Origin of the sequence: Ereboglobus sp. PH5-5 (assembly GCF_029504805.1) — a bacterium.
GTDB lineage: Bacteria > Verrucomicrobiota > Verrucomicrobiia > Opitutales > Opitutaceae > Ereboglobus.
This window is the reverse complement of sequence record NZ_JAQFIT010000007.1, coordinates 34,000-48,354: the sequence shown is the minus strand read 5'-3', so window position 1 is coordinate 48,354 and position 14,355 is coordinate 34,000. Positions and strand designations below refer to the sequence as shown.

The following is a 14,355-nucleotide window of genomic DNA, read 5'->3' as shown; positions in this document are numbered from 1 at the left end:
ATTCCGAACAGTGCCAAGCCGTGTTGTGCCCGCCGCTCGGGTTCCTGCATTCTCTGCGGCTAGAGCGAATTCGGTATCGTAAGCATAGCTATTAGGCTGCCACCCGGGGATGAGCAGCGTCAGAAATAAAAAGATCCGAAGCATCGTAGCCATATTCGCGGGGTTTAAATCGTAGCTCGGATCTTTTGATATTCACTTCACCCCTTCATCTGGCTGACCAGATCGGCGACTGTGGCCTTTGCGTCGCCGTAGATCATGCGGGTGTTGGGCATGAAGAAGAGTTTGTTTTCCAGGCCCGAGAAGCCCGTGCCTTTGCCGCGCTTGAGCGCGAAAACCGTCTTCGCCTCGTGCGCGTTGATGATGGGCATTCCGTAAATCGGGCTGGACGGGTCGGTCGCGGCGGCCGGGTTCACGACGTCGTTCGCGCCAATCACAATCGCCACGTCAACCGTCGGCATGATCGGGTTGATGTTGTCCATTTCCACGAGTTGCTCGTAGGGCACGTCGGCCTCGGCGAGGAGCACGTTCATGTGGCCGGGCATGCGGCCGGCGACGGGGTGGATGGCGTAGCGGATTTCGGCGCCGTTGTTTTCCAAAAGTTCGCCGAGTTCCTTGACGACGTGCTGCGCTTGCGCGACGGCCATGCCGTAGCCGGGGATCACGACGACGCTGCGCGCGGCTTCGAGGATGTAATACGCGTCCTCCGTCGAGACGGCTTTCATTTCGCCTTGCTCGGCGCCACCGCCGGAGCCCGACGAGGCCGCGCCGAAGCCGCCGAAGAGCACGTTGCCAAGCGTGCGGTTCATGGCCTTGCACATGATGACGGTGAGGATGAGGCCGCTCGCGCCGACGAGGCAGCCGGCGACGATGAGCACGGTGTTGCCGATGATGAAGCCGGCAAAGGACGCGGCGACGCCGGAGAGGGAGTTGAGCAGCGAGATGACGACGGGCATGTCGCCGCCACCGATGGGAATCACGCCGAGCACGCCGAGCAGGAACGCGCCGCCGATGAGCGTGTAGAAGGCCGTGGCGGAGTAGTCCTTGAGGGCGAGCGCGAGCACGACCGTGGCGGCCGCGAGCACGAGCATGACAACAAAGTTGATCGCCTTTTGCCCGGCGAAGAGGAAGGGGCGGCCGGACATTTTTCCGGAGAGTTTCAGGTAGGCGACGAGCGAGCCGGTGAAGGTGATGCCGCCGACGATCACGGTGAGCGCGCTCACGATGAGGGTGAAGCGCATCTCGCCGGAAACGGGGAGGAGCCCGAGCACGGGCAGCGTGGCGTATTCGGCCCAGGCGACGAGCAGCGAGGCGAGTCCGCCGAAGCCGTTGAGCAGGGCGACCATTTCGGGCATGCCCGTCATCTGGACGCGTTTGGCGAGGATGCCGCCGATGAGCGCGCCGAGCGCGATGCCGCCGGCGATCCACGCGTAGCCTTGGATGCCCGCGCTCACGATGCCCTGGTTGAAGAGCGTGATGATGACGGCGAGGAGCATGCCGATTGCGGAGAGGCGGTTGCCGCGGCGCGCCGTGGTGGCGGAGCCGAGCATTTTTATGCCCATGATAAAAATGCCCGCCGAGACGATGTAGGCGATTTGGATGGCGATGTCTCTCATGGCTTATTTGTCCTTCTTCTTGAACATGCCGAGCATGCGGTCGGTGACGACGTAGCCGCCGACGACGTTGATGGTGGCGAGCACGAGCGCGCCGAAGCCGATCCATTTGGCGGCCTCGCCGCCGATGTGCGCGGTGGCGATCATGGCGCCGACGATGGTGATGCCGGAGATGGCGTTGGAACCGGACATGAGCGGCGTGTGCAATTGCGACGGCACTTTTGAGATCAGCTCGAAGCCCAGAAACGCGGCGAGCGTGAAGATGAACAGGAGAAGCAGTAGTGTTTCCATGTGTGTGTTAAATGAGCGTGTGTTTTGTAATATTAGTTTTTGCGAAATGAAGGGGACATTGTTTGAAGCCCAACGGGGTTGCGGGCAGATCGACGGGCGCATCCCAGAATTTTGATTGAAGAGCGCGTGCGGAACGGAGCGGCGTTCTCCAGGACGCCGGGACGAGGCGCAACGCGCCTCGCCATGCCTTGATTTTCGCCACTTGAACAGGGCGCGACTTCGTCGCGTCCGGCGTCCTGGAGAACGCCGCTCCGTCCAGAAGCAGTTCCTCGCGCCAACCCTGGGCTAAGGGATGCATCCCCGTTGGGGATGTGCGAGTGTTCAGGTTGGATTCTCATGGCGGTATTATTTCGAGAGACTTGGAGCCTTGATGACGTTGGGAAAGCGCGAGTGTTAATCAGGCGGTTGTTTTGGGCGCGAAGCCCGGGTGGACGACCTGGCCGCCGTGCGTGATGAGGCAGCCGCCCATGATCGAGTCGGCGGTGTCGATGGGGAGCTGTTTTTCCTTCGCGTTCCAGAAGTGCGTGATGAAGTTGGTGAGGTTGGCCGAGAGCATCTGGCTGGCGTGGAGGGGCAGGGTGCGTTCCAGGCATTCGGGGCCGATGATGGTGACGCCGTTTTCGGTGACGGTCTCGCCGCCGGGCCTGGTGAGCGCGACGTTGCCGCCGCCGGACGCGGCGAGGTCGACGATGACGCTGCCGGGTTTCATGCCGCGCACCATTTCGTCGGTGATGATGACGGGCGATTTGCGTCCGAAGAGTTTGGCGGTGGTGATGATGACGTCGGATTGCGCGCAGACCTTGGCCATGCCGGCGCGTTGTTTTTCGATTTGCTCGGGCGTGAGTTCCTTGGCGTAGCCTTGCGCGGTCTGGCCGGTGTCGCCGAGGTCGATTTTGACGAACTTGGCGCCGAGCGACTTGACTTGCTCCTCGACGACGGGGCGCGTGTCGAAGGCGTCCACGCGCGCGCCGAGGCGCTTGGCGGTGGCGATGGCTTGCAAGCCGGCGACGCCGACGCCGACGATGAACACGCGCGCGGGCGAGAGGGTGCCGGAGGGCGTCATCATCATGGGGAAGATTTTGTTGAGGCGCGTGCTGGCGAGGAGCACGGCGGCGTAGCCGGCGAGGTTGGCTTGCGAGCTGAGCACGTCCATTTTTTGCGCGAGGGTGGAGCGCGGGATCATTTCGAGGCTCACGGCGCTGATGTTTTTTTGCGCGAGCGTCTGGATGAGGGCGGACTGGTTGAAGGGGTCGAGGAAGCTGAGGTGGAGGCAGCCGGGCTTGAGGCGCGCGATGCGCTCGGGCGTGGGGGCGGCGATGCCGAGGACGATGTCCGCGGAGGCGAGGGCGGCGCCGGCGTCGTCGCTCATGGTGGCGCCGACGGCTTCGTAATCGGAATCGGGGATGAGGCAGGTTTTGCCGAAACCGCGCGGAAGGGAGACGGCGAGGCCGGCGGCGACAAGCGTTTTTACCGAATCGGGCAGGAGCGTGACGCGTGTTTCGTTTGGTGTCGTTTCGAGGGGACAGTGGATGAGCATTGGTGAAAAATTGCTGTCTGTAGGTTGTGGACGTTAAGCGTTGGCTTGTCGCTACGTGCAAGAAAAAGTTGCATGTCAGAAGTTTGGGCGTCGTGGCAATGGGTTTTTCGAGAAATATTTGTTTGCCGTCGGATTTCGCAAAAAGGCGCGCTTTTTCCCCGTGAGCCGCCTGTTTTTTCCGCACGGGAGTGTTTTTCGCGTTTTTGTTGCGAAAATAGTGCGTGCAACTTTGCGCGGTTATTGCACAGTGAGTGGCGATTTTTATGGACGCCGAAAACCTCGAACGCGAACACAGGTTAAACGTCTCCCGCCAGCTCCCCAAGGGGTTTCGCGCGCGTCGAGGCTTGAACTGGGGCGTCATCGGCCTGCTCTACACGTCGTTCTACATGTGCCGCTATAATTTTTCGATAGCGAACAAGTCGATCGCCACGGAGTTCGGCTTTTCCAACGAGCAAATCGGCTGGATCATCACCGTGAACATGTTCGCCTACGGGTGCGGGCAGATCATCAACGGCCTGCTCGCCGACAAGCTCGGCGGCAAGCGCGCCATGCTTATCGGCGCGGCGGGCACCGTGATCATGAACATCCTCTTCGGCGTGGCGTCGTTCTGGGGACTGCTGGGCCTGTTTATCATGTTGCGCGGCATCGACGGGTATTTGCAGGCGTTCGGTTCGCCGGGTTTCATCAAGATCAACGTCACCTGGTTCAACAAGCGCGAGCGCGGCAAGTTCTCCGGCATCTTCGGGTTCATGATCAATCTCGGGCGGCTGGGAATCTTCTGGCTCGGGCCCTCGCTGCTCGCGGGGTTCACGCTTTTCGGCATGTTCCATGTCGATCCGTTGCACTGGCGCTGGCTATTCTGGGTGCCCGCGGGCATCGCGACGCTGGTCGCGCTTGTGTTTGCGTTTGTCGTGAAGGCCACGCCGGAGGAGGCGGGGTATCATATCGCCGACTTGAAGGAGCCGGACTCCGTGGCGAACGGCGGCGCGGAGGAGGGCAAGGACCCGACGATCAAGGATGTGTTTTTCCGCATCGTCACCAATCCGGTGATTTGGCTGGTGGCGTTCGCCTACGCGTGCACGGGCACCGTGCGCCAGAGCGTGGACCAGTGGTTCCCGCGCTACATCCAGGAGGTGTTCAACACGGACCTGAAGAGCACGCATTTTTTCCTGCTGGGCACGTTGATTCCGATCGTGGCGTCGGCGGGCTCGCTGATTTCGGGCTACATTTCCGACACGTTTGTCAACGGGCGTCGCGCGCCCGTGGCGGCGGTGATTTATTTTATCGAGACGATCATCATCATCCTGGCGGCGCAAATGAGCACACTCAACGGCGTCATCGTGTTTTTTGTCCTGATCGCCTTCACCGCCAACTCGACGCACTCGCTTCTCGGCACGGCGGCGGCGATGGACATAGGCGGCAGAAAAATGGCGGGCTTCGCTGCGGGCGTGATCGACTCGTTCCAGTATTTCGGCGGCCTGCTTGCGGGCTTCCTGCTCGGACGCCTGCTCGACGGCAAGGGCTGGGTGTTCGATGCGTTCAGCCGCATGCACGAACTTATACTCGGGACGCCGCCCGAGGGGCACATGGGCTGGGGGCTGTATTTCTACTTCATGGCGCCGTTTGGCATGACGGGATGCGTCTTGATTTTGATCGCCGCAAGGATGAGCAAAAAACGCGGCATGACCCTGTGATTTAAGACCGCGAAAAACAAATCCGCGCAGACAAAACCAAGGAGAACCATTCGCGGCTCCGCGCCCGCATGGCTCATCACTTGCTCCTCACCCGCACCGCCTTTTTGCGGTTCGGAAAAAGCGTTCGGCAAATTTCGCACACCGTGCCGTCGCAACCGCGCGCCGTGCAGTGTTCGCGCCCGTAATAAATCATGCGCAAATGCAGTGCGTTCCAATGCTCCCGAGGGAACAGCTTTTTCAAGTCCCGCTCGGTTTGCACGACGCTTCGCCCGTCGCTCAGCCCCCAGCGAAACGCAAGGCGGTGTATGTGCGTGTCCACCGGAAACGCCGGCACGCCCCACGCCTGCGCCATGACGACCGACGCCGTTTTGTGTCCCACTCCGGGCAACGCCTCCAGCTCCTCAAACGTGCGCGGCACCCGTCCGTTGTGCTTTTCGACAATGATTTTTGAGAGACCCGAAAGCGCCTTCGACTTTTGCGGCGTCAACCCGCACGGCCTGATAATCCGTGCGATTTCCCCGACAGGCAGGCGCATCATTTGCTCCGGAGTCCTGGCGAGCGCGAACAACCCGGGCGTGACCTCGTTCACTCGCTTGTCCGTGCACTGCGCGGACAGCACAACCGCCACGAGCAGCGTGAACGCATCGTCGTGCTTGAGCGGAATCGGCGTCTCGGGATAAAGCGCGGCCAGCCTTTTATCAACGTAAGCGGCGCGCGCCGCCCTGGTTTTGATCGAGGAAGATTTGCCCGGCATGGCTGTTACGAGAACCCCAGGCGGGGCGCATCGCGAGAGAAAAAACCGCGGGGAAAGGGAGCGTTGTTGAAAAATCGGACACGAGACTCTTGCGCCTTGCCTTGCGTTCCGCGGCATGGCATTCTTCTGGCTTTCAGGAGCTAAAACAAACACCCAACCCAACCAAAAAAATCGCCATGCCCTCAGCCCAATATCTCGATTCCCTCTTCAACCTTAACGGCAAGGTCGCCGTCGTGATCGGCGGCACGGGCGAACTTTGCGGCGCGATGGCCGAGGGCCTCGCCGGCGCGGGCGCCGAGGTCGTCCTCGTCGGGCGCAACGAGGAAAAAGCCAAGGCCCGTCTCGCAAAAATCACCGACGCCGGCGGCAAGGGGTATTTTGTCGCCGCCGAGGCGAGCAGCAAAAAAGCCATCGAGGATTTGCTCGCCACCGTCCTCCAGCGTTCCGGCAAGGTCGATATCGTCGTCAACGGCGCGGGTGTGAACTCCGCCACGCCCTATCTCGAAATTCCCGAGGACGAGTTTGATCGCATCATGAACATCAACCTCAAGGGCGTGTTTCTCGGCTGCCAGATTTTCGGCAAATACCTCGTCGAGCGCGGCGAAGGCGGCTCGATCATCAACCTCGGCTCGATGTCCGGCGTGATTCCGCTTTCTCGTGTGTTCACCTACTCGGCCTCGAAGGCGGCGGTGCACAACCTCTCCAAAAATCTCGCGCGCGAATGGGCCGAGAAAAACGTCCGCGTCAACATCCTCGTCCCCGGCTTTTTCCCCGCCGAGCAAAACCGCAAGGTGCTCACGCCCGACCGCATCGCCTCGATCATGGGCCACACGCCGATGAAGCGCTTCGGCGAGGCCAACGAACTGGTCGGCGCCACGCTCCTCATGGCAAGCGACGCGGGCAAATTCATCACCGGAGCCGAAATCATCGTCGATGGCGGTTACCATGCGATGACGATTTGAGTTTCTCCGATCCATTTGGAAAAAGGCGCGGACTTTTTTAGGTCCGCGCTTTTTTTAGTTTTGTAGCGCGAATGAACACGATTGCTTGCTTGCCATTCCGCAATCCGCATTCCGAAATCCGCATTTCAAAAAGATGGAACGAATCACCAGCCTTCAGAACCCGCGCGTAAAGCAGCTCGTGCGCATGCGCGACCGGCGTCCGCGCGACGAGGCGGGCGCGTTTCTCATCGAGGGCTACCGGCAAATCCGGCGCGCGCTCGAAAAGAACATAATGCTCTCCGAATTGTATTTTTCGCCCGATTGGTTCCTCGGCGAAAACGAACCCGCGCTCATCGAGCAGGCGCGCGCGGCCGGCGCGCAGGTTGTCGAGCTCTCGAAGGACGCGTTTGCCAAGGTCGCGTATCGCGAGCGTCCGGACGGTTTGCTCGCCGTCGCCCCGCAATGGCACAACACGCTTGAATCGCTCGAACCGATTTTGAAGGGCAAGGCCGCGCCGTTTTTGCTGGTCGTCGAGGCGATTGAAAAGCCGGGCAACCTCGGCACAATTTTGCGCAGCGCGGACGCGGCGGGGATCGACGCGGTGATCGTGTGCGATCCGGTGACGGATATTTTTAATCCAAACGTCGTTCGTTCATCGACGGGCGTTTTGTTTTCGGTGCCCGTGGTCATTGCGGAGAGCCAGCCGGTGCGCGCGTGGTTGCGCGAGCGCGGCATTCGCGCTGTGGCCACGACTCCGTCGGCGACCGGGCTGCACTATGAAGCCGACTTACGAGGCCCGCTCGCAATCATCATGGGCAGCGAGCAATACGGCTTGAGCGATTTTTGGCTGGCGGAAAGCGATGCGCGCGTGCGCATCCCGATGGCCGGCCAGGCCGATTCGCTGAACGTGGCGATGGCGACAATCATCACGCTGTTCGAGGCGGTGCGGCAGCGGAGGTAGCACAGACATTCTTGTCTGTGCCGTGAATCGTGCGCCGCTTTGCACAGACAGGAATGTCTGTGCTACCTTGTCGTCTGGCGGGGCATCAAGCCCATCGCGCCGATTATTGCGCGGAAGGGCGCGAGGAGCACGAGGGCCATGGCGAGTTTCATGCACAGATCGCCCGCTCCAAGTGTGATCCACGGCAGGCCGGTGCCCGCGAAGGCGATGGCGAAAAAGATCAGAGTGTCGATGAAGGACGCCACGCACGAACCGAGCAGCGGCGCTTTCCACCATGTTTTTTTGCGCAGCTGGTTGAACACCGCGATGTCGAGCAGTTGCGACACGATGAACGCCGCGCCCGACGCCACCGCCACGCGCCATTGCACTTGCGCAAGCAGCGAAAACGCCACGCCGCACACAAAGCCGACCCACGCCACGCGGCGCGCGAGCGACGGACCCGCCCAGCGGTTGCACACGTCGGTCACAAGATATGTGAGCGGATACGAAAACGCGCCGTAGGTCAGCCAGTCGTTTATCGGATACTGCACGAGTATGTTCGAGAGCGTGACGACAAACGCCATGCTCAGCACCGGCAGCACGATGCGCCGCCACGAAAAGCCGCCCTCGGCGGCATCAGTTGGATTATTGTTCATGTTCAATTTTGTTATAGCGGGTGGTTGAAACCGCGTGGAGGGAAAGGCTGAAGGTCTGAAGGTCTGAAGGACTGAAGGGCTGAAGGGCTGAAGGTGGCGGCCTTTAGATTCTGTCTTCTGGCACTCTGGCCTCTGGCTTTCTGGTTATTTCAGCCTTCAGACCTTCAGGTTTTCAGGCTTTTTCTTCAAAACGTGTGGATTGCGAGGCCGGAGCGGAGTTTGGGTTCGAACCAGGTGCTCTTGGGCGGCATGATTTCGCCGGCGTCGGCGATGTCCATGAGTTGCTCCACGGTGGTCGGATACATCGAGAAGGCCACGCCGCCGTCGGCGTCAACGCGCTTCACGAGCTCGTCCGTGCCGCGGATGCCGCCGACGAAGTCGATGCGCTTGCTTGTTCGCGGGTCGTCGATGCCGAGGAGCGGCGCGAGGAGTTTGTTTTGCAGCACGCTCACGTCGAGCCGGTCAACGGGGCCGGCGTTCGCGTCGGCGGAGCAGCGGAGTCCATACCATTTTCCGCCGAGATACATGCTCACGCGGCCAACGGCGTCGGGCGACGGGTTTGCGTTTTCCTCGAGTCCGAAAATGTTTTTCACACTGGCGAGAAACGCCTCGGGTGTGTGGCCGTTGAGGTCGGCGACGATGCGGTTGTAGGGGAGGATTTTCAGTTCGCTCGCGGGGAAGAGCACGGCGAGGAACCAGTTGTAGTCCTCGGCGCCGTTGTGTTGCGCGTTGCGCGAGCGGCGGAGGCGGGCGACGCGCGCGGCGGAGGCGGCTCGGTGGTGTCCGTCGGCGATGTAGGTGACGGGCACGGCGCCAAACGCGGCGATCCACTCGGCGCCGCCGGCCACGCGCCAAAACGTGTGGCGAATGCCGTCGGGCGCGGTGAAGTCGTGGAGCGGTTTTTCCGCGGTCTTGGCGTTGACGAGCGCGGTCACGGCGGGGGCGTCGCGGTAGGTGAGGAACACGGGGCCGGTGTTGGCGCTGATGGTGTCGATGAGGCGCGTGCGGTCGTCCTCCTTGTCCTTGCGCGTTTTTTCGTGCTTCTTGATCAGCTCGGCGTCGTAATCCTCGACGTTGGTGAGCGCGACGATGCCGCGCTGCACGTGCTCGCCCATTTGCTGCTGGTAAACGTAAATGCACGGCTCCGTTTCGCGGACGAGCGCGCCCTCGCCTTGGAGCTTCTGGAACATTTCGAGCGCCTTGGCGTAAACCTGGTCGCTGTAAATGTCGGTGCCGGCGGGGAAGGCGATTTCGGCGCGGTCAACGTGCAGCAGGCTGAGGGGCTTGCCGGCGGCGAGCGCGGCGGCCTCGGTTGTATTGACGACGTCGTAGGGCACACAGGCCACCTCGGCGACGAGTTCGGGTTTAGGAACGAGACCTTTGAAGGCGCGGATTCTCATAAAAAATGCGGAATGCGGATTTGGATTGTGGAATGAAAAACCGTGAAGGGTGGGGCCGCCCGGCGCGTGCGTCAAGCGAGCGCGTGCACACGGCGCGGTTGTGCTTTGCGGGACAGGCTCACTCCACCGTCACCGATTTGGCGAGGTTGCGCGGCTTGTCCACGTCGCAGCCGCGTTCGAGGGCGATGTGGTAGCTGAGGAGTTGGACGGGGATCGTGGCGATGACCGGGAGGATGGCTTCGTGGCAGTCGGGCAGGTGGATGATTTCGTCGGCGACACCGGGCGGGAACTCGCAGCCTTCGGTTGTGATGACGATGGTTTTGCCTTTGCGGGCCTTGATTTCCTGGATCGATGAAACGAGTTTGTTGAAGATTTCCCCCTTGGGCGCGAAGAAGACGGCGGGGCATTTTTCGCTGACGAGCGCGATGGGGCCGTGCTTCATTTCGGCGGCGGGGTAGCCCTCGGCGTGGATGTAGGAAATCTCCTTCAGCTTGAGCGCGCCCTCGAGCGCGATGGGGAAGAGCGAGAGGCGCCCGAGGAAGAGCATGTCCTGGTAGTGCGCGTAGCGTTTGGCGATGTCGCGGATGTGAGCGGCTTGTGTTTCGAGCACGCGGCGCACGAGGTCGGGCGCGGACTTGATCGCCTGCGCGTAGGCGAGGCCGTCGTTGTAGCTCATGTCTCTCATGCGGGCGATGTAGAGCGCGAGCATGGCGCCGATGAGGATTTGCGAGGTGAAGGCTTTTGTGGAGGCGACGCCGATTTCGGGGCCGACGTGCTGGTAAATGCCGCCGTCGGATTCGCGCGCGATGCTGGAGCCGACGGTGTTGTTGATCGCGAGCACCTTGTAGCCTTTGCGCTTGGCCTCGCGGAGCGCGCCGAGGGTGTCGATTGTCTCGCCGGACTGGCTGAGGACAAAGAAGAGCGTGTTGCGGTCGAGCGGGGTGTTGCGGTAGCGGAACTCCGATGCGTAATCGACTTCGACGGGCAGGCGCGCGAAGCGCTCGATGAGGTGCTCGGCGACGAGGCAGGCGTGCCACGCGGTGCCGCAGCCGAGGAAGACGATGCGGTCAACCTGGCGGAGCTCGGCGGCGGTGAGGTTGAGGCCGCCGAAATTGGCCGTGCTGCCGTCCTCCGAGAAGCGGCCTCGCATGGAGTTTTCGAGCGCGGCGGGCTGCTCGAAAATTTCCTTTTCCATGTAGTGTTTGTAATCGCCGAGCGAGGCGGCCTCGATGTTCCAGCTCACGGTGTCCACGACGGGGTCAACGTCCTCCTCGTTTTGCGTGATGATGGAAAACTCCTTCGGCGTGATGTGCAGGAGCTCGCCGTCCTTGAGATAGACGACGTTTTGCGTGCGGCTGACGAGCGCGGCGACATCGCTGGCGAGGATGTATTCCTGGTCGCCGACGCCGAGGACGAGCGGCGAGGCCTTGCGCGCGGCGACGATTTCGCCCGGGCAATCTGTGCAGAGCGCGGCGATGCCGTAGGTGCCCTCGACGTGCATGAGCGCGCGGCGCACGCTCTCGAAGAAACGGCTTTTGCCGGAATCGGGCGCGGGCTCGGGTTCCTTGGCATAGTGGTAGGCGATGAGATTGCAGAGCGCCTCGGTGTCGGTTTCGGACGAAAACGCGTAACCCTTGCCGACGAGAAATTTCTTCATGCCGGCGTAGTTTTCGATGACGCCGTTGTGGATGAGCGCGAACTTGCCGTCGCTGCTGGCGTGCGGGTGGGCGTTGGCGTCGGTGACGCCGCCGTGCGTGGCCCAGCGCGTGTGGCCGATGCCGGTCGTGCCGGTGAAGCGGTGGCGGGCGGCTTCCTTGACGAGGTTTTCGACGCGGCCTGTTTTTTTGGCGATGTCGATCTGCCCGCCTTGAAGAACCGCTATGCCCGCCGAGTCGTAACCGCGATATTCGAGGCGCTTGAGGCCCTCGATGAGGATTGCCGCTGCTTTTTGTTTGCCGACGTAACCGACGATGCCGCACATGTGGGATCAGGAAAATTTGATTGTTGAGAATTTATTTTTCTTTTGACTCGCGAAACTAGGGACAAGACGGAAAAGTGTGGTGACACTTCAGCCCTATCAGAAAAAACATACCTTAATAGCATACAACCATGGCGACACAAAAAGTTATCTCGGTGATTATGGGCGGCGGGCGCGGAACTCGTCTCTACCCTTTGACAATGGAACGATGCAAACCGGCGGTGCCTCTTGCCGGCAAGTATCGACTGGTCGATATTCCGATCAGCAACTGTCTTAACTCGGGGCTGAACCGCATTTTTTTGCTAACGCAGTTTAACACGGCATCGCTGCACCGCCATATTCAAAACACCTATCGCTTTGATCCGTTCGGCGGCGGGTTTGTCGATCTTTTGTCCGCGGAGCAGACCGAGAAATGCGCCGACTGGTATCAGGGCACGGCGGATGCGGTGCGGCGCAACCTGCAACACTTCCGCAATTTTCCTCACGACCTGGTGCTCATTCTTTCGGGCGACCAGCTTTACCGGATGGATTTTCGCAAGATAATCAACCAGCACATCGAGACCAACGCCGATGTGACGATTGCGGCGATTCCGTGCCCGGTGTCCAAGGTCGAGGGGCTGGGCTTGATGCGCGTGGAAGACGATCTTTCCATCGCCGAGTTCGTGGAGAAACCCAAGGACCCGGCGGTCATCAGCAAGTTCACAATCAGCGACGCCGTGCACAACAAGCTCCAGCAGACCAGCAAGGACGAAAAGCACTGTCTCGCGTCGATGGGCATTTATGTTTTCAACCGCGCGGTCATTGCCGAGGCGCTCAACAACACGATGACGGACTTCGGCAAGGAAGTCATTCCCAGCCTGCTCGGACGCCGCCGTTTGTATTCGCACATTTTTGAGGGCTATTGGGAGGACATCGGGACGGTAAAGGCATTTTTCGACGCCAACCTCGCGCTTGCGCAACCGCTGCCGCCGTTCAACTTTTTCGACGAGCAATCGCCGATCTACACGCACGAGAATTATCTGCCGGCCTCGAAGATCAACAAGTGCGATGTCGATTACACGGTCATCGGCGACGGTTCGATCGTGGAGGATTCGTTTATCAAGCACAGCGTGCTCGGCATCCGCTCGTTTATTCGCAAGGGTTGCCGCCTTGAGGACGTGGTCATGATGGGCGCGGATTATTACGAGACGCCCGAACAGTCCGCGATGAACGCGCGACAGGGCATCCCGTTGCTCGGGCTCGGGCACGGTTGCGACATTCGCGGCTCAATTATCGACAAGAACGCGCGCATCGGCGACAACGTGAAACTTTCGCCCGCGAACAAGTCCGACGGCACCTACGCGCACGGCGTCATGGTTCGCGACGGCGTGTTGATTGTGCCGAAGAGCTGCGTCGTGCCGAGCAACACGGTGCTGTGATCTAAAAACATCGTCGCGGACGGGGAGTGGGAAACGCCGACTCCTTTGCGTTGCTGTGTAAATTAAACCGCGTCCGTCATTGGACGGACGCGCTTGGCGAACGCGACGGGAATTACGGGCAACAGATGCGACGATTCCTGAGCGACCGTCCTAACAAGAACGGTCGCTCAATTTCAAAATTCGGTTAAAACCCTTTGATCTGGAACAGGCTCGAAACGCTTTCGTTGTTGCTGATGCGCATGATCGCGTTGCCGAGCAGGCCGGCGATGCTGAGCACGGTGATGTTCAGGTCGCGCGGGTCGGTGGGCACCGAATTGGTCGTGATGAGTTCGTCGATCGGGCCGTTGCGCAGGCGTTCGTAGGCGATTTCGTTGAGCACGCAGTGGCTCACCGCGGCGCGCACGGAGCGGGCGCCGCTTTCGCGGAGCATCGTGGCGGCGGCGACAAGCGTGCCGGCGGTTTCCGTGATGTCGTCGGCGAGGAGCACGTCGCAGCCTTTCACTTCACCGACGATGTTGGTCGCCTCGACGCGCGTCGCGGAGCGGCGTTTTTTCGCGACGAAGCCGAGGCCCGCGCCGAGGATGTCCGCGTAGGCCGCGGCCATTTTGAGGCCGCCGACATCGGGCGAGCAGACGACGAGATTCGATTTGTCGAGCTTGTTGAGATAGTCGAAGAAAACGGGCGACGCGTAGAGATGATCGACGGGGATGTCGAAGAAGCCCTGGATTTGCTGGCAGTGCAGATCCATGGTGAGCACGCGGTTCGCGCCGGCGGCGGTGAGCAGGTTGGCGACGAGTTTCGCGGTGATGGGCACGCGCGGCTGGTCCTTGCGATCCTGGCGCGCGTAACCGTAAAAGGGTATGACGGCGGTGATGCGCGCGGCCGAGGCGCGCCTGGCCGCGTCGATCATGATGAGCAGTTCCATCAGGTGATGGTTCGTGGGCGGGCAGGTGGGCTGGATGATGAACACATCCTGTCCGCGCACATTGTCGTCGATTTTGACGAAGGTTTCGCCGTCGGGAAACGTGGTCACCTTCGCGGTGCCGAGCGGCACGCCGATGCTCTGGCAAATCGCCTCGGCGAGAGGCTTGTTTGCGTTGCCCGAAAAAATTTTCAGCCCTGATTTTGCGCTCATG

The 14,355-nt window shown here is 61.1% G+C and carries 12 protein-coding genes; 4 read left to right on the top strand and 8 right to left on the bottom strand.

Annotated elements, in window-relative coordinates:
- Window positions 1–197: 197 nt before the first annotated feature.
- The 3 genes from M2103_RS05835 to M2103_RS05825 all read right to left on the bottom strand — a co-directional run bounded on the left by M2103_RS05835 (window position 198) and on the right by M2103_RS05825 (window position 3,438).
- Complete coding sequence (locus M2103_RS05835) at window positions 198–1,613, bottom strand: NAD(P)(+) transhydrogenase (Re/Si-specific) subunit beta (protein ID WP_277509349.1); 1,416 nt, start codon at window positions 1,611–1,613, stop codon at window positions 198–200.
- Window positions 1,614–1,616: 3 nt separating this feature from the next.
- Entirely contained in the window at window positions 1,617–1,901 is a 285-nt protein-coding gene (locus M2103_RS05830; RefSeq protein ID WP_108825619.1) for an NAD(P) transhydrogenase subunit alpha, read from the bottom strand.
- Window positions 1,902–2,298: 397 nt separating this feature from the next.
- Complete coding sequence (locus tag M2103_RS05825; RefSeq protein ID WP_277509348.1) at window positions 2,299–3,438, bottom strand: NAD(P) transhydrogenase subunit alpha; 1,140 nt, start codon at window positions 3,436–3,438, stop codon at window positions 2,299–2,301.
- 263 nt (window positions 3,439–3,701) lie between these two features.
- On the opposite strand from M2103_RS05825, the gene M2103_RS05820 reads away from it, so the two are divergent.
- On the top strand, window positions 3,702–5,132 hold the full coding sequence (locus M2103_RS05820; protein WP_277509347.1) for an MFS transporter: 1,431 nt from the start codon (window positions 3,702–3,704) through the stop codon (window positions 5,130–5,132).
- A gap of 76 nt (window positions 5,133–5,208) precedes the next feature.
- Here the strand turns inward: M2103_RS05820 and nth are convergent, their stop codons facing one another.
- Entirely contained in the window at window positions 5,209–5,886 is a 678-nt protein-coding gene (gene nth, locus M2103_RS05815) for an endonuclease III (RefSeq protein ID WP_277509346.1), read from the bottom strand.
- A gap of 176 nt (window positions 5,887–6,062) precedes the next feature.
- Here nth and M2103_RS05810 point away from each other — a divergent pair, with 176 nt between their 5' ends.
- Both M2103_RS05810 and M2103_RS05805 read left to right on the top strand, forming a co-directional pair.
- Window positions 6,063–6,848 carry an SDR family oxidoreductase gene (locus M2103_RS05810; protein WP_277509345.1) on the top strand — a complete coding sequence of 262 codons (786 nt, stop codon included), beginning with the start codon at window positions 6,063–6,065 and terminating at the stop codon, window positions 6,846–6,848.
- 133 nt (window positions 6,849–6,981) lie between these two features.
- Window positions 6,982–7,788 (top strand): RNA methyltransferase, encoded by an 807-nt coding sequence (locus tag M2103_RS05805; protein WP_277509344.1) that lies wholly within the window; start codon window positions 6,982–6,984, stop codon window positions 7,786–7,788.
- Between the two features lie 62 nt (window positions 7,789–7,850).
- Here the strand turns inward: M2103_RS05805 and M2103_RS05800 are convergent, their stop codons facing one another.
- The 3 genes from M2103_RS05800 to glmS form a co-directional block, all read right to left on the bottom strand.
- Entirely contained in the window at window positions 7,851–8,423 is a 573-nt protein-coding gene (locus tag M2103_RS05800) for a queuosine precursor transporter (RefSeq protein ID WP_277509343.1), read from the bottom strand.
- 185 nt (window positions 8,424–8,608) lie between these two features.
- Complete coding sequence (locus M2103_RS05795; protein WP_277509342.1) at window positions 8,609–9,823, bottom strand: DUF1015 domain-containing protein; 1,215 nt, start codon at window positions 9,821–9,823, stop codon at window positions 8,609–8,611.
- Window positions 9,824–9,941: 118 nt separating this feature from the next.
- Entirely contained in the window at window positions 9,942–11,804 is a 1,863-nt protein-coding gene (gene glmS, locus M2103_RS05790) for a glutamine--fructose-6-phosphate transaminase (isomerizing) (RefSeq protein ID WP_277509341.1), read from the bottom strand.
- 128 nt (window positions 11,805–11,932) lie between these two features.
- Between glmS and M2103_RS05785 the strand changes: the two genes are divergently transcribed.
- The gene (locus M2103_RS05785; RefSeq protein ID WP_277509340.1) at window positions 11,933–13,219 is read left to right on the top strand and encodes a glucose-1-phosphate adenylyltransferase; all 1,287 of its coding nucleotides are present in this window, start codon (window positions 11,933–11,935) and stop codon (window positions 13,217–13,219) included.
- Window positions 13,220–13,403: 184 nt separating this feature from the next.
- On the opposite strand, the gene M2103_RS05780 is transcribed toward M2103_RS05785, so the two are convergent.
- Window positions 13,404–14,354, bottom strand: coding sequence for a ribose-phosphate pyrophosphokinase (locus M2103_RS05780; RefSeq protein ID WP_277509339.1), 951 nt, complete (start codon window positions 14,352–14,354; stop codon window positions 13,404–13,406).
- Window position 14,355 lies beyond the last annotated feature (1 nt).

Excerpts from the sequence above, each read along its gene's own strand:
- M2103_RS05810 (WP_277509345.1), top strand. The coding sequence starts at position 6,063 with ATGCCCTCAGCCCAATATCTCGATTCCCTCTTCAACCTTAACGGCAAG.
- M2103_RS05785 (WP_277509340.1), top strand. The coding sequence starts at position 11,933 with ATGGCGACACAAAAAGTTATCTCGGTGATTATGGGCGGCGGGCGCGGA.
- M2103_RS05795 (WP_277509342.1), bottom strand. The coding sequence starts at position 9,823 with ATGAGAATCCGCGCCTTCAAAGGTCTCGTTCCTAAACCCGAACTCGTC.
- M2103_RS05800 (WP_277509343.1), bottom strand. The coding sequence starts at position 8,423 with ATGAACAATAATCCAACTGATGCCGCCGAGGGCGGCTTTTCGTGGCGG.
- nth (WP_277509346.1), bottom strand. The coding sequence starts at position 5,886 with ATGCCGGGCAAATCTTCCTCGATCAAAACCAGGGCGGCGCGCGCCGCT.
- M2103_RS05805 (WP_277509344.1), top strand. The coding sequence starts at position 6,982 with ATGGAACGAATCACCAGCCTTCAGAACCCGCGCGTAAAGCAGCTCGTG.
- glmS (WP_277509341.1), bottom strand. The coding sequence starts at position 11,804 with ATGTGCGGCATCGTCGGTTACGTCGGCAAACAAAAAGCAGCGGCAATC.
- M2103_RS05820 (WP_277509347.1), top strand. The coding sequence starts at position 3,702 with ATGGACGCCGAAAACCTCGAACGCGAACACAGGTTAAACGTCTCCCGC.
- M2103_RS05825 (WP_277509348.1), bottom strand. The coding sequence starts at position 3,438 with ATGCTCATCCACTGTCCCCTCGAAACGACACCAAACGAAACACGCGTC.
- M2103_RS05780 (WP_277509339.1), bottom strand. The coding sequence starts at position 14,354 with ATGAGCGCAAAATCAGGGCTGAAAATTTTTTCGGGCAACGCAAACAAG.
- M2103_RS05835 (WP_277509349.1), bottom strand. The coding sequence starts at position 1,613 with ATGAGAGACATCGCCATCCAAATCGCCTACATCGTCTCGGCGGGCATT.
- M2103_RS05830 (WP_108825619.1), bottom strand. The coding sequence starts at position 1,901 with ATGGAAACACTACTGCTTCTCCTGTTCATCTTCACGCTCGCCGCGTTT.